The organism is Sutcliffiella sp. NC1 (genome assembly GCF_027594365.1).
GTDB lineage: Bacteria > Bacillota > Bacilli > Bacillales > Bacillaceae_I > Sutcliffiella > Sutcliffiella cohnii.
On record NZ_CP115153.1, the window covers coordinates 2,725,951 to 2,742,450 of the forward strand.

Here is a 16,500-nt window from a genome sequence, read left to right on the forward strand (position 1 = left end):
CTGGGATAAAAAGTATGTTTACAACTAGTAGAACTTCTAACTTATGGACAACAGCGATAGGTATCGGACTCGGGGTCACTCTAATTGCGATTAATAATAATCGGAATAAACAATCACCAACAGAAGAAAATTCAGTTTCATCTACTGAATCACAAAATAGAATACTTACCAATGATGAAATAAGTAGTATTATGAATGAAAATTTCCATTCACTTGCAGAAGCTGCTGATGGTGTCACTTCAAGTTTGAAACATTGAATGCTTATTGAAGAGGAGTAGAACAACAATGAAAAAGCTATATAGCATTGCATTTGCATTACTCGTACTATTGTTACTAATACAACCTTCCACACTATCAGCCCATAGCTCGGGAGGAGAGGAAGTACCTACTTGGTTTTGGAAAAAAGAGCGTGATAATCGTCAACAGCCCGATGACATCCCGCAGCCAGAAGGGGGTCCTGAACTAGTAGAAAGAATAAAACGACCAGTATCTAATATTATTCTTCAACAAAGATACCCTGAGATTGTTGTGTTAAGAGGGTCTACAGAGGAGAATAGAGTAGCTTTAACTTTCGATGATGGACCAGATCCACGATTCACTCCTCAGTTGTTAGATGTATTAAAAGAAAATGATGTGAAGGCTACTTTTTTCTTAATGGGAGCAAGAGCGGCTGCTTATCCAGAGCTAGTTCAACGGATTGTAGACGAAGGACATATAATAGGAAATCACACATACTGGCATCCTAATCTTGTCGAAGTTGGAGATATTGCAACATTAGAAACAGAAGTTCAAAGAACAGAAGATACACTAGCAGAAATTGTAGGGTATCGGACAAAATTGTTTAGAGCGCCATATGGCTTTTTGTTTAACGAATTAGTAGAAAGACTAGGGGAGATGGACTATACAGTAGTAGGATGGTCCGTAGATTCCTTAGATTGGCAAGAAGATCCGCCAAATATTATTGCCTACAATGTATTAAGTAATACACAACCTGGTTCCATTATTTTAATGCATGATGGCGGCGATTGGACGAGTGATAGAACTGGAACAATTCAAGCAGTACAACAAATTATCCCTTCTCTTCAAGAGCAAGGAATTGAATTTGTTACTGTACCAGAATTATTAAATATTCCTTATCAAAAATAGGTATATACAACGTCTATGTTGTTGCATAGGCGTTTTTTTACTCTTGAATGTTAATTCATATTTATATTGCTTAAAGTTTGGGTATGTTAACTAATATAGTAAATCGAATAAGAATGAAAGAGGGGAACTTGTCATGGAATGGAATCAAGAACAAAGAGTCACTCTTCATGGTTTTAATAATTTAACGAAGTCATTAAGTTTCAATATGTACGATATTTGCTACACTAGAACAAAAGAAGAACGAGAAGCATATATTGATTATATTGATGAACAGTATAACGCAGATCGTCTAACTAATATACTAAAAAACGTTGCCGATCTTATCGGAGCACATGTACTAAATGTAGCGAAACAAGATTATGTTCCTCAAGGGGCTAGTGTTACGATTTTAGTTTCAGAAGGTCCAATAGTAGAAGTACCTAATGAATCATATGAAGAGTCTCCTGGCCCGCTACCTGAAGCAGTAGTGATGGGATTAGATAAAAGTCATATTACTGTTCATACATACCCAGAGTTTCATCCAAGTGAGGGTATAAGTACGTTTAGAGCAGATATTGATGTTTCAACTTGTGGTGAAATTTCACCGTTAAAGGCGTTACACTATTTAATCCATTCGTTTGAGACAGATGTAATGACTGTGGATTATCGGGTTAGAGGTTTTACACGTGATATTGATGGAGAGAAATTATTTATCGATCATGAAATAAATTCAATTCAAAATTATATACCAGATGAGATTAAAGACATGTTCGATATGATTGATGTTAACATTTATCAAGAAAACATTTTTCACACGAAATGTAAATTAAAAGAGTTTGATCTCAACAATTATTTATTTGGATATTCCAAAGATTCATTATCAGCAGAGGAAATAGAAGAAATTACAGAAAAGCTACAAGATGAAATGGATGAAATATATTATGGAAAAAATATAAATAAGCTCAGGTAAACGAAGAACGATGGCCTTTCGTCATCGTTCTTCGTTTTTAAAGACATTCTTTAAATAAACTGCAGTTATTATATACATAAAAAATATTTATTTGTATAATGTTACTAGTGAATTTCGGTAAATTTTACACCATTAGTAAAAGTAGGTGAGCATTGAAAATGAGAAATGTAAAGAACCAAACGTTTAATTGCGAAAAGGAATTAACACTTGCCATAATCGGTGGAAAGTGGAAGATGTTAATACTATGGCATTTAGGTAAGCAAGGAACAAAACGATTTGGAGAATTGAAAGCATTAATACCTGGAATTACCCAACGAATGCTAGTGAATCAGTTGAGAGAGTTAGAGTCCGATTCTATCGTTCATCGCGAAGTATATCCAGTAGTCCCTCCAAAAGTAGAATATTCTTTAACAGAATACGGGGAAAGTTTAATTCCAATTTTAGACTCCATGTATGAATGGGGAAAAAAATATATGGAAGATTCCGTTTCTTCCGAAGCACATCAAGAAGAAATATCAAATAATATATAAAAATACAACGGTGTTATATAAGAAACATCGTTTTTTTAACATGAAATACTAGTAAGTGCCCATAGTATACTTTTAGACACTATGTGCACAATAAGTGCGTACTTGTTATTTTGTATGGAATATCGAATAATGTTAATGAAATAATTCTATTTATCTTACCTATTTTTTAGAAAGGGGAGATTATAATGAAACTACGAGTTTCTGCCGTTCAATATCATCTCCATACTATTCATAGCTTCGAAGAGTTCGCTCGCCAAGTGGAGCATTATGTGAAAACAGCACAAGAATTTGATGTAGACTTCGTTTTATTTCCTGAATTTTTTACAACTCAATTAATGTCGATAGGGAATGAAAATGGGGAAGCATTATCTATACAAGATCTACCTATTTTTACAGAACAATACCTATCGTTATTTACTAAATTAGCTACTGAGACTGGTATGCATATTATTGGTGGTACGCATGTTGTTCGACGTAATGATAAATTATATAATGTTGCGCATTTATTTTATCCTGATGGAAGAGTTGCTGAGCAAGCAAAGCTTCATATTACTCCTACAGAAGTAAATGAGTGGAATATGTCAGCAGGAGATAGTTTAGAAGTATTCCATACGGATAAAGGGACAATAGCAATGTTAACCTGTTATGATATTGAATTCCCAGAGATTGTCCGTATGGCAAAAGCGAAAGGCGCAGACGTTATTTTCTGTCCATCTTGTACGGACGATCGTCACGGTTTCCATCGTGTTCGTTATTCTTGCCATGCTCGTACGATTGAAAATCAAGTTTACGTTGTGACAACTGGAACAATTGGCTCATTACCAACTGTTGACTTTATGCGAGGTAACTTTGGTCAAGGAGCGATTATTACTCCAAACGACGTTCCATTTCCCCCTAAAGGAATAATGGCAGAGGGTGAGATTAACCAAGATATGATTGTTACAGCTGACTTAGATTTACAATTATTATACGAAGTAAGAGAAAAAGGATCTGTTACTACATGGAGGGACCGTAGAACAGATCTTTATCCAGACTGGGAAGCCCCAACAAAACTTGTTATTCAATAAGGGGGGAAGATAATTTGTATTTCAAGAAATTATATGTTTTTGATCATGACCAACCGAAACTAGCAATTATTCGTAATTATAAGGAGTCCGATTTCACTAGTCTCATGAAAGTTCAAGAAGAAAGCTTCCCACCACCATTTCCATCCGAATTATGGTGGAATGAGGAACAACTATCAAATCATGTTAAACTTTTCCCAGAAGGGGCGCTTTGCATTGAAGTAGATGGCCGGATCGCTGGCTCTATGACTGGATTAATAGTAGATTACCATAATGAAGATCATACATGGGAAGACATCACTGATAACGGGTATATACGTAATCATAATGATAATGGTAATACGTTATACGTAGTTGACATTTGTGTTAGTCCACAATATCGAAAATTAGGACTTGGTAAACATCTAATGCAGTCCATGTATGAGATTGTAATTGAAAAGAAATTAACCCGTTTACTAGGTGGTGGGAGAATGCCAGGCTTTCATAAACAGGCTGAATCTTTAACACCATCACAATATTTAGATGCAGTTGTTAAGGGAGAGCTAAAAGATCCGGTTATCACCTTTTTACTTAGAGCCGGTAGAACTCCTGTTAAAGTGGTTGAGAATTATTTAGAAGATGCTGATTCTTGTAATTATGGTGCACTAATGGAATGGAAAAATCCATTTATTAAGATAGAAGATTAGGAGAGATGAAAAAATGGAATATCGTCGTATCACCTCAATAGAAGATCCTTTATTTAAACAAATGCATCAATTAATGCAAACTGTCTTTCCTAAAGAAGAAGTACTTGAATTTAGTCTATGGAAAGAGCCGTTAGAAGATCCAACAATTCGTGTGTTCGTTGCTGTAGTCAATAACGAGGTTGTTGGTGCAACAGAATACCGTTATTACGAAGATTTTAACGTGGCAATGACTGATTTTACGATTATTGGAAAAGACGGTGTTGGAGTAGGACCATTCCTAGCAGAAAAAAGATTAGTTGATTTACATTCATTAGCAAAAGATAATGGACAGCAATTAAGCGGAATGTTTGCAGAAATATATAACCCATACCTAGTAGACCATTATGATTTTGGTGGAGTAAAGTCTATGAATCCTTACGTTCGTCGTGAAGTATTGGCTCATTTAGGTTATAGAAAATTAGAATTTAATTATGTTCATCCTTCATGGAATAATGATGGTGAAGCAGTTTCTGGATTAGATTTATGTTTCTTACCGATGAATAACGCTACTGAACTACCCGCAAATTTAATCGTTCAATTTTTAAAGAGATATTATTCTGTTTTAGAGAACAAGCCAACAGAATGGTTAGAGATGGTTCATGATTTAGAACAAAGAGATACCGTATCCTTACTATCCATATAATTCGTTTAAAGTCTGCTATATTTTTAGCAGGCTTTTTTAGTAAAGGTTATAATAAACAAACTATGGAAAAATTATCGATATGGAGGTGGTACCGTGAAATTGAGTATCCTTGACCAAGCTGTTATTTCTTCCGGTAAATCTGCAAGAGATGCGCTTTTAGATTCTACCGAATTAGCAAAGGTTGGTGAACGTTTAGGTTATAAAAGGTACTGGATTGCTGAACATCATGATTTTCCTGGATTGGCGTGTCCTTCTCCAGAAATTATGTTAGCGTACATAGGTCAACAAACAAAAACAATAAGAATTGGTTCTGGTGCAATTTTATTGCCTCACTATAAACCGTTCAAAGTAGCTGAAAACTTCAACCTATTAGCTACATTATTCCCAAATAGAATAGACTTAGGAATCGGTAGAGCTCCAGGCGGTTCAGCAGAAGTTTCTATCGCATTATCTGGCAACTTTTTAGAGAACGTACGAAATATGCCCGATTCTTTTCAAACATTACTGCACTTATTACAACACGACATTCCGAAAGATCACCCTTTCTCCGGAATTTCAGCAGCTCCATTACCTATGAATGCACCACAACCATGGTTGTTAGGTACAAGTGGGAAAAGTGCTCAACTAGCTGCCGAAAAAGGAGTAAGTTATGCGTTTGGTCAATTTATGAGTGAAAAAAATGGAACAGAAATCGTTTCCTCTTATAAAAAACAGTTTAAGTCTAGTAATTTTTTATCCGAACCTTATAGTATCGTTACAGTTTCTGTTATTTGCGCAGAATCCACTGACAAAGCACACGAACTCTCATTAAGTAATTTAGCTTGGAGTATAAAGATGATGAGAGGAGAAAAACAAGAAGCGTTGCCATCAATAGTGGAAGCAAAAAAATACTTACAGTCTATAGGAAAGAAAGAGATAGATGAGGCTAGTAAACATAATATGATTATCGGAAATCCTCTTGAAGTGAAGAATCAGCTAGGAGAACTAATCAATCAATATAATGCAGATGAAGTAATGATTATCACGAACGTCCATCGTAGCGAAGATAAGATTAAGTCCTATGAACTAGTTGCTCAACAATTTCTATGTTAATTGGAATAGGAAAGAATCTCTAAATAAAGTAAAAAACAGTGGGGGATATGACCCTCCACTGTTGAAAATTTTTATGCTTCTTTTGCTGCTTGAATTTGTAAGGAAACCTTAATTTGGTCACCAACTAATATTCCACCTGTTTCAAGCGCTGCATTCCAAGTTAATCCGTAATCACTACGTTTAATTTTTCCTTCCACAGCAAATCCAGCTTTTTCATTTCCCCAGGGATCAATTCCAGACCCTTCAAATGTAACAAGCAAAGTTTCAGATTTTGTCACTCCACGAATAGTTAAATCACCTGTAACATCATATTCGTTATCATCTGTTTTTTCAATGTTAGTTGCTTTGAACGTCATAGTTGGATGGTTTTCAACATCAAAAAAGTCTGCAGAGCGAAGGTGATTGTCACGATCGTCATTACGTGTATTAACACTATTTAGTTCAACGGTAAATTCAATCGTAGCAGTAGTTAAATCTTGTGGATCTGCAACGATAGTAGCATTAAATGCTTCGAACCCACCTTTAACTGTCGCAAACATCATATGTTTGACTGAAAAGTCTACTGAGCTATGAGTTGGATCCAAAACCCAATTTGTTTTTGCCATAATAATTCCTCCCTAATTCCCCTTAATTAATAAATTTCAAATTCGAGATAATTAACTTCAAGGTAATTATATGAGCTAGAGCTGTTATTGTCAACAATTTTTTTACCATTAGTAAAAGTGTTTAAGCGAACAATCCTAATAAAAAAAGATTGTTATTCCTTCCATACAACAGGTATTCTAAAGAAAAGAATAGAAAGCGCGGATAGGGGGTTTCTATATGTTTTATTTTATCGTGAATCCTACTTCAGGAGATGGACTAGGAAAAAACGTATGGGAAGAAGTACGCAAGCGGTTGGAAAAGGAACAGGTTTCATACAATTATTATGTAACAGAACCTCAAAAAGGGAAACTCGAAAAACATCTCTGGAATACTGTACTTAAGGAAGACATGTACATCAGTGCCGTTGTTGTAGTTGGTGGCGATGGAACCATCAATGAAACTATTAATATATTACAAGCTACATCCATCCCAATTGGCGTTATTCCCGCTGGTACTGGTAATGATTTTGCTAGAGCAAACAATATTCCGAATGATTGCGCACTAGCACTTGATAGAATTTTACAAGTGAATACTGGTACAATCGACCTTTTACATAGTAATTTTGGACATTTTGGAAATGTTATCGGTGTTGGATTTGATGCACAAGTAGCTGAATTAACGAACAGATCAAGGCTGAAACATTACATGAATAAATGGAAGCTTGGAAAACACTCCTATATTATTAACGCATTACGATTATTTTTAACCTATAAACCTTCCACTGTAAAAATAAATATAGATGGAAGCGTAAAAATAATTGATGACGTTTGGTTAATTGCCGTAGCAAACAGCCAATTTTATGGTGGAGGTTTAAAAATTTGTCCAAGTGCCAGAAATAGTGATGGGAAATTAGACATTTGCATCATTTCGAGTAAAACAAAATTAAAATTACTTAAACTGTTCTATAAAGTGTTTATGGGCAGTCACATATTTGAAAAGGAAGTAATGTTACTTCAAGGAATAAATATTTCCATATCAAGTGATGTTCGTTTACATATTCAAGGAGACGGAGAAGTTTTAGGGGAAACACCCATTACCATTTCGGTAAAGAAGAATGCATTATTCATAATATAGAATATTACGCCGTGTAGGTGAGAAGCTATTAAGAGGACATTCAAAGAGTGTGATTTTCTTTGTATTGAAGCAAGGGAAATTGTATAAAAGGTGAAAAAATATGAAGATGTTAAGTATCGACGGTGGTGGAATAAGAGGAGTCTTTGCCATTGCCATTTTACAAGAAATTGAAAACAAATATAAAAAGCCAATTTACGAGCTATTCGATTGCTTTGCCGGCACAAGTACTGGTTCAATCATTGCCGCTTCCATTACATGTAAAATAAGTATGGATAAACTGATGGCAAGTTACAAAAAGTACGGCAAAAAAATTTTTGTCAAACAAGCAAAGGTAGGATTTTTTAAAAGTATATATAGCGATCGATATTTGAGGAGATTTTTTCAAAAAGCGTTCGGTGACCTTTCCTTATCCGACATTCAAAAACCACTTCTCATCCCAGCTGTAGATATTACTCATGGTAAACCTTTTGTCCATCGTTCAAATTTTGGCTTTCAGGAAGAGACTGACAACAGTGTGCAATTATGGGATGCTGTTTTATCATCATGTTCTGCACCCGTTTATTTTCCACCTAACAACATTAACAATCGATATTTATCGATTGATGGAGGTCTATGGGCAAACAATCCATCACTAGTATGTATGACGGAAGCTCTACATCATTTCCAACAAAATATTAACGAGATCAATATACTATCTTTAGGGACAGGGCAACAAAAGATTGATTTTTCGATATCGGAAAATATTGATTGGGGGATTAAACAATGGTTGCCTTTTCAGTTGCCCTCATTAAAAATAACCCCTAAACTGCTTGATTTAGCACTGCATTTATCTTCAGAGTCTGTTTCTTACCATTGTCAATTATTATTAGGCTCACAGTATTTACGTTTAAACGCCGAGCTTGGAGAAGAAATGCCTTTTGACGATATCGAATTTATCGAGCAGCTAATTGCTTTAGGGAAAGAAGTGTATAGTAAAGAGGTACAAATTATCCAAAATTTTATCGAAAGCAACTAATTATTTGACAAGGTACTTGAAAATAAAAAAGATTCATATTAAACTAAGTCAGTCACATTGAAAGAACCATAAATTAATTGGAAGCAGGAATTTTTTCATGTCAAAAAAATTAGTTAATGTAATGGAGGAACTAGTAGAAACACTTGTAACAGTTCAAATGCTAGGTACCGATTATCAGGCATTTTGCAAGTGTGAACAATGTAGAACAGACATTGTCGCATTGAGTTTAAATACTCTACCTAGTCATTATGTTACTACAGAAGAAGGGCGTCAAAACGCCTACAATAAGTTAAATAATAAAGAAAACTTAAGATGGATAAATAAACGTATTACTAGCGCTATACATGTTGTGGCAAAATATCCTAGACATAAATAGAGTAATATTACTCATTAATGAATAATTCATGTTAAATATTCTCATACTAAATAAAAACGAAGTAGAAAGGGAGTTTTCCCAACATGTATGAGAAGGGTACTGAATATCAAATCTCAGCTAATATTAACGGTTATTTTAATAGTGCTGAAAAATTTACAATTGTTCGTAAAAGTGGAGATATTGTTCAATTCACACTTGAAAATGGTAAAGGTCGCGGTGCCATGCCAATAGAGCATATACAGCATTTATTAAAGAAAAATGAAATTTCGATTATCCCTTCTAAGCGCTCATTACTAAATGAAACAGACGAAGAACAGCAAATCGGGTAGGCCAACTTACGTTAGGCCTTTTTATTTTGCTTTGTTTTAAAGGCGAAGATTATTTGTGTTATCATTCCTTTAATAATCACATACACGTTGATATATAGTTTAACTTTATAAAAATTGTTAAACTATAACTATATATAAAAAAAGAGGTACAAAAAATGAGCAAAGAGAAAATTTTAATTGTTGAGGACGAAGCCAACATTGCAAGAGTATTGCAGTTAGAACTGGAACATGAAGGATATGAAACTTCAATAGTGTCTGACGGGGAATCTGCACTACAAAGTGTAGAAAGAGAAACATGGTCTTTACTATTGCTAGACGTTATGATTCCAATTCTTAGTGGAATAGAAGTATTAAGAAGAATGAGGACGGGAGGTAATCAAACTCCAGTTATTTTATTGACGGCACGTGATACGATTGTTGACAAAGTTATGGGCTTAGATCAAGGAGCAAATGATTACGTGACAAAGCCATTTGAAATTGAAGAATTGCTTGCAAGAATTCGTGCATGTTTAAGAGTGCAGGGAAATATTATCCCTCAACAAGACACAATTCTTTCCATGGACAATTTAAGTGTTAACTTACAAACGAGGGAAGTTGTACGGGACAATACATTAATTGATTTAACACCGCGAGAGTTTGATTTATTAATTTATTTGATGCAACATCCGAAACAAGTGTTAAATAGAGATCAAATTTTAGAAAATGTTTGGGGGTTTGATTATTACGGGGATACGAATGTAGTAGACGTATATATTCGATATTTGAGACAAAAAATAGACAAACCATTTCCAAATCCTTTAATAAACACAATTCGCGGAGTTGGTTATAGTATGAGGGAAAGTAAAAAATGAGTATATCTAGAAGAATAACATTATATTCGACCGGCTTACTTTTTTTATTACTATTAGTTGTAAACGGTAGTATTTATTTATCCTTTAATCATTTAACAGCAAACTCTGAGTTAGAGCGTGTAAGCAATCAAGCAAAATCGATTGCTTCCTCTATTAAACATGACCGAACAGTAACCGCAAGGGCATCCGAGCTTTTATCAGGGTATGTACCAACTAATGGCATCATAAGAGTAATTCGGGATACAGGAAAGGAAGCTGTCATTATTACGAAAGATCCAGACCTAAGAGCACTTCCCTCTACATTTTCATTATCTCAACATAGTGAAATTATCCACCATAACAATAATCCTTATGCTGTAGCTAGCATACCTGTTATTTGGGAAGATGGAACTGTTGTTGCTTTAGAGTATAGTGAGAAAATGGTAGCTTATGAATCTACAATGAATACGTTAAAAGTTGTATTAGTTGTTGCTTCTATTATTGTACTAGTACCTGCATTTCTAGCAGGTCGGTCATTGAGCACGATTATTATTAAACCAATTCAAACATTACAAAATACAATGGAACGAATTCGGAAAGAAGGAACCTTCCAACGCCTAAATGTTTCGGAAAAACCGAAAGATGAATTAGAGCAGATGGGGGAAACATTTAATAAAATGATAGAAATATTAGAAAGCAACTACGAAAAACAACGTCGATTTATTTCTGACGCTTCACACGAATTACGTACTCCGCTAACCGTTATTGAAAGTTATTCTAAACTTTTAAAAAGATGGGGAAAACATGATCCAAATCGACTGGAAGAAGCTATAAATGCAATTCATGATGAATCGATAAGAATGAAAAACTTAACGAAACAACTATTATTGTTAGCAACAAATGAACAAGAAAAAGCTACTACGCTCTCGGAAAAAATTAATATTACTGCAATAACGACAGAAACGGCTAAAAAACTATCCGTAGCATTTGACCGAGATGTTTCAGTAACTACACATACCGAATATTTTGTGCTAGGAAACGATTTACAACTAAAGCAAGTTTTATTTATTCTTATAGAAAATGGCTTAAAATATAGTAAAGCACCCATACAAATAAATATAGAAAAAGATAAGGACTATATTAAATTACTTTTCATTGATAAGGGTATCGGTATTCCTGCAGAAGATTTACCCCATATTTTTAATCGTTTTTTTAGAGTGGATAAAACAAGAAGTCGACAAACAGGCGGAAGCGGATTAGGACTTTCCATCGCAAAATCTATTATAGATGCACATAACGGTAAAATTGAAGTTGCTAGTACAGTAAATGAAGGAACTACTTTCACTCTATTTTTAAAAGAATGTAAAGATATACGGGAGGAAATAAAATGAAGTTACTTCACAGAAAAAAGGTAGTCATTTTATTGTTTATTTTAACGCTTACTATAGCAATTTTATTTCCAATGTACTTAAAACCAACAGAAGCTGCACTCGAAGAAGAGGAAATTAAAACAATTATTCACGAACAGTATACTGGAACTATTATTAATATCGAAAAATTAGACACTGGTGGAGATACTATCTATGTCGCACAGTTAGATGATAATGACCGTAAATATACAATTGAAATTGATGCATACTCTGGAGATATCATTACCATTTTACAAAATGATAAAAAGGAAGATCATGTACAGGAAACCTCTCCTTTAAAGAATGTCATAAGTTTAACAGAGTTAAATGAAATAATTCATCAAACCGTAGAAGGGGTAACTGTCATTGTTTCTGTATTACTAAACGATGAAAGTAATAAATACCGTGTGGAAGGCCGCCAAAGGGACGGATCCTTTCTTATGGAAGTGGATGCTTTTAATGGAGCACTGTTACTTTACCGGGTTGCCGAAGAATTGGAAGCAGACATCAAAGAACCGGAAACAGAACAGACTTTACTAACGGAAGAAGAAGCGATAGCAATAGCACTTTCTAACGTGGAAGGTGAAATTGATGACGTTGAACTTATACAACAAAACGGTCGAAGCGTATTTGAAGTGGAAATAGAGGTTGAAGATGAAGATATGGAAGCATACGTTTATATCGATGCGTATAGCGGGGAGTTACTGAATATTATTTGGGAAGATTAATGGAGAAATTTATTTTATTCTCTCATCAAATTCTCATTTTTCTCTTCTGAATTTATAAGATTCATTGGTTAAGATGTATTTGAAGAACAAAAAGGAGGAAAATGAGATGAAAAAATGGGTAATAATTTTAGTTGCAGTGTTAAGTGTTGGAGGTATTGGAGCTGTCGTTTCGGCAAACAACAACGATACTTCAAGTAATACAAAAGAGGTTAACAACAGTAATGTTGAAATAATAACCGTTGAGGAAGCTAAAAACATTGCATTAAACTATGTTGGAAAAGGCGAAGTAGAAGAAGTTGAACTAGAAAGAAAAAATGGTTCATACGTATATGAAGTAGAAGTAGAATGGATGGATGATGACGCAGAAATTTATATCGACGCATATACTGGGGAAGTAATTTTCGTAGAAGATGATATTTCAAAATGGATCAACAGTAATGAGTCAAATAGCAGTTCAACTGAGAAAAGTAAAAATAAACTAATTACGAAGGAAGAAGCAATTACCATTGCATTAAATGAAATTAAAGATAGTAAGGTTGAAGAAGTTGAGCTAGATGAAGATGATGGTATATATGTTTATGAAATTGAGCTGAAACAATCAGGTAAAGAGGTAGAACTAGATATTTCTGCTCATACAGGAGAGATACTAACTATCGATTGGGACTAATATAGTGAAGGAGCCTATGAGAGATTCATAGGCTTTTTATATTTGTTTCTTCTTAAATATAAAATATTCAGAAGAATCTAAATATATATTGTAAAGCGCTTACATAGAAATTATAATAGTAGTTGTAATTAATACCTACTATTAAATAGGTAGAGGAGGATAAAAGATGAGTGCAATATGGTTAGCTGTAGTTGGGACGATAGTATTTGTCCTTGGGTATCGCTATTATTCAAAATTTGTTGCCGAAAAGATTTATCGTCTAGACCCTAATTTTGTAACTCCAGCACATGAATTTAGAGACGATGTTGACTTTGTCCCTACAAAAAGGTCTGTTCTTTGGGGGCATCACTTTACTTCTGTTGCCGGGGCAGCTCCGATCTTAGGACCAGCAATTGCAGTTTATTGGGGATGGTTACCAGCCCTTCTTTGGGTAGTGTTAGGAACCGTCTTTGCTGCTGGTGTTCACGACTTCGGAACACTTGTTCTATCCGTTAGAAATAAAGGGCAATCTGTCGGAACGTTAGCTAATAAGTTAATTGGACGAAATGCTAAGTTATTATTTTTATTTATTATTTTAATTTTAGTACTAATGGTTAACGCTGTTTTCGCTTGGGTTATTTCAAATCTATTTATTAGATTCCCAGCAAGCGTACTACCAGTTTTAATTGAAATTCCATTAGCAATTTGGATAGGTTATGCCGTTTTCAAAAGAAAGAAAAGCATGCTTATTCCATCCATTATTGCACTACTAGTAATGTACGGTACTGCAGTTGTTACTAGTAAAGTACCATTTTTACAAATTGATTTAGTTCGATATTTCGGTGGGGAAGGATCTACTGTTCTATTCGGCTTAGACGGGGTCTCCATGGCCTTCTTTGTATGGATTATTATATTAATGGTTTACTGTTATATCGCTTCTACACTACCAGTATGGAAATTACTTCAACCACGTGACTATATTAACTCGCATCAATTAGTTGTAGGCCTAGTCATTATGTACGCTGGACTATTATTCTTAAATCCAGAAATTACTGCACCTATGACAAACCCTGACGCTGCAGATAAATCATGGCTACCACTAATGTTCATAACCATCGCATGTGGAGCAATTTCTGGATTCCATGGACTCGTTTCATCTGGTACGACTTCTAAACAGTTAGATAAAGAAACAGATGCTCGTTTTGTCGGTTACTTTGGAGCTGTAGGAGAAGGCTTCTTAGCATTAATTTCTATTATTGCTTGTGTAACGTTATTTGCTAATATTGGAGAATTTAAAGAAGCATATAGTAGTTTTGGAGCAGCAAATCAAGGCGGTCTTGGAAACTTTATCGCCGGTGGTGCACAATTAGCTACCGGAATTGGTATTCCAGCTGACATTGCTCGGACGATTATTTCCGTCATTGTAGTAAGCTTTGCAGCTACGACTTTAGACTCATCTGTACGTTTAATGAGGTACATTATTTCAGAGCTAGGAGTAGAGTATAAAGTTCCTACTATTACGAAAACACATGTAGCTACATCTATCGCAGTTTTATCAAGTGCTGCACTAGTATTATTACCGAAAGGACCAAATGGGTTTGGTTCTGGTGGTTATATACTATGGCCATTATTCGGAACTACAAATCAACTTTTAGCCGGAATAAGTTTACTATTAATTTCCGTATGGCTCAAACGCCAAGGAAGAAACTATTTAGTAACGTTCATACCTATGGTGTTTTTATTAGTAATGACTACTTGGGCGATGATTCAACAAGTGTTCTTTGAGTGGTCTGGTTTACAAGGAACAAATGCAAATCTTCTATTATTCATTTTTGGTGCGATTATTTTAGTATTTGCTATTTGGATCGTGTTAACTGCCATTTATGAGCTTTCGAAAAAAGATAACAATTCGCTCGATAATACGTTTAAGCAATAATATGATTCAAAAGGAACCTAGTTTATGCTAGGCTCCTTTTCCATTAGAAAGATAGGTGATACAGATGGACTATATAAACAACATAAAAAAAATATTTCAATGGTATGATGAGATATTATCTGTGCAGCACCGGGCAGAAGTTGCTAGAGAACTTAGAAATGAAGATGATTTATTTTTACTACTTTGTCTTTCTGAAACGTTAGGATTACCAAATCCCGCTTTTTATTACACGCTTGAGCTCTATCCTTATATGATGGAAAAGTTTCATGACTGGCATTTACGAATGGGAATGGAAAAATCACCACTCAGCGGTTTCCGCTGTTGTTAAAAGGATGAATAATATGAATAAGCATAAAAAAATACTATTTGTTGGTGGTAAAGGCGGCGTTGGAAAATCAACAAGTGCAGCTGGTATTGCATTAATGTTAGCGAAAGAAAAACGCAAAACATTGCTTGTTTCAACCGATCCCGCACATAATATTGGGGATATATTTCATAAAAAATTAAAAAACAGTGCGAAAGAAGTGTACCCAAACTTATTTGCAATTGAAATTAGCCCAGAAGAAGAAGCAAGAGCATATATCAATCAAGTGAAGGAAAACATTCGCGGCGTTGTGTCTTCTCATATGCAAGATGAAGTGAATAAACAAATAGATGCAGCTAGCTCTACTCCAGGAGCCGAAGAAGCGGCATTATTTGACCGAATCGTATCCATTATATTAGATGAAGGCGAACATTACGATTCTATTATTTTTGATACCGCTCCTACTGGACATACGATTAGATTATTAACGTTACCAGAGCTTATGAGTGTATGGATAGACGGCTTATTAGAGCGACGAAAAAAAACAAATGAAAATTATAGTCAACTATTAAACGACGGAGAACCAATTGAAGATCCAATCTTTCAAGTCTTGCAACATAGAAAAGATCGATTCGCAAAAGTAAGGTCGATACTACTTAATACATCATTGACAGGGTATATTTTCACTTTAAATCCAGAAAGACTGCCAATCCTAGAAACTAAAAAGGCGATTGAACAGTTAAAAAAGCATAACATTTTCGTAAAGACATTAATCGTAAATAAAGTATTAGAAGTAGAAGTACAGGATCCATTTTGGAAAAATCGGAAAGAAAATGAACATGCATATTTAAAATTAATTGAACAAAGCTTTTTAGAGCAGAATAAAATTTATATTCCGTTATTTGATACGGATATAAATTCCGTATCATTGTTAGAGCAATTTTCATTAAAAATCTCACAAAACGAACAGTTATTCCTTAGCATGTGACAAAGGCTAGGGAATTTTTTATGAAAAGTGGAACAAAACTCTTCTATTCTGTTAAAAGTATGGTCATAATA

At 34.6% G+C, this 16,500-nt stretch carries 20 protein-coding genes; 19 read left to right on the forward strand and 1 reads right to left on the reverse strand.

Going from position 1 to position 16,500, the window contains the following annotated elements; genetic code table 11:
- Positions 1-14 precede the first annotated feature (14 nt).
- The 8 genes from O1A01_RS14185 (at position 15) to O1A01_RS14220 (ending at position 6,149) form a co-directional block, all read left to right on the forward strand.
- A complete protein-coding gene (locus O1A01_RS14185) occupies positions 15-257 on the forward strand; it encodes a hypothetical protein (protein ID WP_066410945.1) in 243 nt (80 codons plus the stop codon).
- A 28-nt stretch (positions 258-285) separates the two neighbouring features.
- On the forward strand, positions 286-1,146 hold the full coding sequence (locus O1A01_RS14190; protein WP_066410947.1) for a polysaccharide deacetylase family protein: 861 nt from the start codon (positions 286-288) through the stop codon (positions 1,144-1,146).
- A gap of 133 nt (positions 1,147-1,279) precedes the next feature.
- Positions 1,280-2,095: an adenosylmethionine decarboxylase gene (gene speD / locus O1A01_RS14195; protein ID WP_066410949.1), complete on the forward strand. Its 816-nt coding sequence runs from the start codon at positions 1,280-1,282 to the stop codon at positions 2,093-2,095.
- 158 nt (positions 2,096-2,253) lie between these two features.
- Positions 2,254-2,625 carry a winged helix-turn-helix transcriptional regulator gene (locus O1A01_RS14200; protein ID WP_270064365.1) on the forward strand — a complete coding sequence of 124 codons (372 nt, stop codon included), beginning with the start codon at positions 2,254-2,256 and terminating at the stop codon, positions 2,623-2,625.
- Between the two features lie 185 nt (positions 2,626-2,810).
- Positions 2,811-3,692 carry a carbon-nitrogen hydrolase family protein gene (locus tag O1A01_RS14205; protein ID WP_270064366.1) on the forward strand — a complete coding sequence of 294 codons (882 nt, stop codon included), beginning with the start codon at positions 2,811-2,813 and terminating at the stop codon, positions 3,690-3,692.
- A 14-nt stretch (positions 3,693-3,706) separates the two neighbouring features.
- Positions 3,707-4,375, forward strand: a complete 669-nt coding sequence (locus O1A01_RS14210; RefSeq protein WP_270064367.1) for a GNAT family N-acetyltransferase — start codon at positions 3,707-3,709, stop codon at positions 4,373-4,375.
- Between the two features lie 13 nt (positions 4,376-4,388).
- A complete protein-coding gene (locus O1A01_RS14215) occupies positions 4,389-5,057 on the forward strand; it encodes a GNAT family N-acetyltransferase (protein WP_270064368.1) in 669 nt (222 codons plus the stop codon).
- A 93-nt stretch (positions 5,058-5,150) separates the two neighbouring features.
- The gene (locus tag O1A01_RS14220; protein ID WP_270064369.1) at positions 5,151-6,149 is read left to right on the forward strand and encodes an LLM class flavin-dependent oxidoreductase; all 999 of its coding nucleotides are present in this window, start codon (positions 5,151-5,153) and stop codon (positions 6,147-6,149) included.
- 71 nt (positions 6,150-6,220) lie between these two features.
- Here O1A01_RS14220 and O1A01_RS14225 read toward each other — a convergent pair whose 3' ends face one another.
- Positions 6,221-6,754, reverse strand: a complete 534-nt coding sequence (locus O1A01_RS14225; RefSeq protein ID WP_270064370.1) for a YceI family protein — start codon at positions 6,752-6,754, stop codon at positions 6,221-6,223.
- Between the two features lie 217 nt (positions 6,755-6,971).
- Here O1A01_RS14225 and O1A01_RS14230 point away from each other — a divergent pair, with 217 nt between their 5' ends.
- The 11 genes from O1A01_RS14230 (at position 6,972) to O1A01_RS14280 (ending at position 16,429) form a co-directional block, all read left to right on the forward strand.
- The gene (locus O1A01_RS14230; protein ID WP_066410966.1) at positions 6,972-7,868 is read left to right on the forward strand and encodes a diacylglycerol/lipid kinase family protein; all 897 of its coding nucleotides are present in this window, start codon (positions 6,972-6,974) and stop codon (positions 7,866-7,868) included.
- Between the two features lie 100 nt (positions 7,869-7,968).
- Positions 7,969-8,883, forward strand: a complete 915-nt coding sequence (locus O1A01_RS14235) for a CBASS cGAMP-activated phospholipase (protein ID WP_066410968.1) — start codon at positions 7,969-7,971, stop codon at positions 8,881-8,883.
- Positions 8,884-8,980: 97 nt separating this feature from the next.
- On the forward strand, positions 8,981-9,259 hold the full coding sequence (locus O1A01_RS14240; protein ID WP_066410969.1) for a late competence development ComFB family protein: 279 nt from the start codon (positions 8,981-8,983) through the stop codon (positions 9,257-9,259).
- An 83-nt stretch (positions 9,260-9,342) separates the two neighbouring features.
- The gene (locus O1A01_RS14245) at positions 9,343-9,588 is read left to right on the forward strand and encodes a hypothetical protein (protein WP_066410971.1); all 246 of its coding nucleotides are present in this window, start codon (positions 9,343-9,345) and stop codon (positions 9,586-9,588) included.
- A gap of 155 nt (positions 9,589-9,743) precedes the next feature.
- Complete coding sequence (locus O1A01_RS14250; RefSeq protein ID WP_066410972.1) at positions 9,744-10,439, forward strand: response regulator transcription factor; 696 nt, start codon at positions 9,744-9,746, stop codon at positions 10,437-10,439.
- A complete protein-coding gene (locus tag O1A01_RS14255) occupies positions 10,436-11,809 on the forward strand; it encodes a HAMP domain-containing sensor histidine kinase (protein WP_066410975.1) in 1,374 nt (457 codons plus the stop codon). The genes O1A01_RS14250 and O1A01_RS14255 overlap by 4 nt, the downstream gene beginning before the upstream one ends.
- The gene (locus O1A01_RS14260; protein ID WP_066410977.1) at positions 11,806-12,555 is read left to right on the forward strand and encodes a PepSY domain-containing protein; all 750 of its coding nucleotides are present in this window, start codon (positions 11,806-11,808) and stop codon (positions 12,553-12,555) included. The genes O1A01_RS14255 and O1A01_RS14260 overlap by 4 nt, the downstream gene beginning before the upstream one ends.
- Positions 12,556-12,661: 106 nt before the next feature.
- On the forward strand, positions 12,662-13,222 hold the full coding sequence (locus O1A01_RS14265; protein WP_066410979.1) for a PepSY domain-containing protein: 561 nt from the start codon (positions 12,662-12,664) through the stop codon (positions 13,220-13,222).
- A gap of 166 nt (positions 13,223-13,388) precedes the next feature.
- Complete coding sequence (locus O1A01_RS14270; protein WP_270064371.1) at positions 13,389-15,137, forward strand: carbon starvation CstA family protein; 1,749 nt, start codon at positions 13,389-13,391, stop codon at positions 15,135-15,137.
- A 64-nt stretch (positions 15,138-15,201) separates the two neighbouring features.
- A complete protein-coding gene (locus O1A01_RS14275; protein ID WP_066410982.1) occupies positions 15,202-15,465 on the forward strand; it encodes a cory-CC-star protein in 264 nt (87 codons plus the stop codon).
- 13 nt (positions 15,466-15,478) lie between these two features.
- Positions 15,479-16,429 carry an ArsA family ATPase gene (locus O1A01_RS14280; protein WP_412766332.1) on the forward strand — a complete coding sequence of 317 codons (951 nt, stop codon included), beginning with the start codon at positions 15,479-15,481 and terminating at the stop codon, positions 16,427-16,429.
- The last annotated feature ends 71 nt before the right edge of the window (positions 16,430-16,500 follow it).

Coding starts and splice junctions, on each gene's coding strand:
- O1A01_RS14185 (WP_066410945.1), top strand. CDS start 15: ATGTTTACAACTAGTAGAACTTCTAACTTATGGACAACAGCGATAGGT.
- O1A01_RS14255 (WP_066410975.1), top strand. CDS start 10,436: ATGAGTATATCTAGAAGAATAACATTATATTCGACCGGCTTACTTTTT.
- speD (WP_066410949.1), top strand. CDS start 1,280: ATGGAATGGAATCAAGAACAAAGAGTCACTCTTCATGGTTTTAATAAT.
- O1A01_RS14260 (WP_066410977.1), top strand. CDS start 11,806: ATGAAGTTACTTCACAGAAAAAAGGTAGTCATTTTATTGTTTATTTTA.
- O1A01_RS14265 (WP_066410979.1), top strand. CDS start 12,662: ATGAAAAAATGGGTAATAATTTTAGTTGCAGTGTTAAGTGTTGGAGGT.
- O1A01_RS14240 (WP_066410969.1), top strand. CDS start 8,981: ATGTCAAAAAAATTAGTTAATGTAATGGAGGAACTAGTAGAAACACTT.
- O1A01_RS14245 (WP_066410971.1), top strand. CDS start 9,343: ATGTATGAGAAGGGTACTGAATATCAAATCTCAGCTAATATTAACGGT.
- O1A01_RS14190 (WP_066410947.1), top strand. CDS start 286: ATGAAAAAGCTATATAGCATTGCATTTGCATTACTCGTACTATTGTTA.
- O1A01_RS14235 (WP_066410968.1), top strand. CDS start 7,969: ATGAAGATGTTAAGTATCGACGGTGGTGGAATAAGAGGAGTCTTTGCC.
- O1A01_RS14200 (WP_270064365.1), top strand. CDS start 2,254: ATGAGAAATGTAAAGAACCAAACGTTTAATTGCGAAAAGGAATTAACA.
- O1A01_RS14205 (WP_270064366.1), top strand. CDS start 2,811: ATGAAACTACGAGTTTCTGCCGTTCAATATCATCTCCATACTATTCAT.
- O1A01_RS14250 (WP_066410972.1), top strand. CDS start 9,744: ATGAGCAAAGAGAAAATTTTAATTGTTGAGGACGAAGCCAACATTGCA.
- O1A01_RS14280 (WP_412766332.1), top strand. CDS start 15,479: ATGAATAAGCATAAAAAAATACTATTTGTTGGTGGTAAAGGCGGCGTT.
- O1A01_RS14215 (WP_270064368.1), top strand. CDS start 4,389: ATGGAATATCGTCGTATCACCTCAATAGAAGATCCTTTATTTAAACAA.
- O1A01_RS14275 (WP_066410982.1), top strand. CDS start 15,202: ATGGACTATATAAACAACATAAAAAAAATATTTCAATGGTATGATGAG.
- O1A01_RS14270 (WP_270064371.1), top strand. CDS start 13,389: ATGAGTGCAATATGGTTAGCTGTAGTTGGGACGATAGTATTTGTCCTT.
- O1A01_RS14230 (WP_066410966.1), top strand. CDS start 6,972: ATGTTTTATTTTATCGTGAATCCTACTTCAGGAGATGGACTAGGAAAA.
- O1A01_RS14225 (WP_270064370.1), bottom strand. CDS start 6,754: ATGGCAAAAACAAATTGGGTTTTGGATCCAACTCATAGCTCAGTAGAC.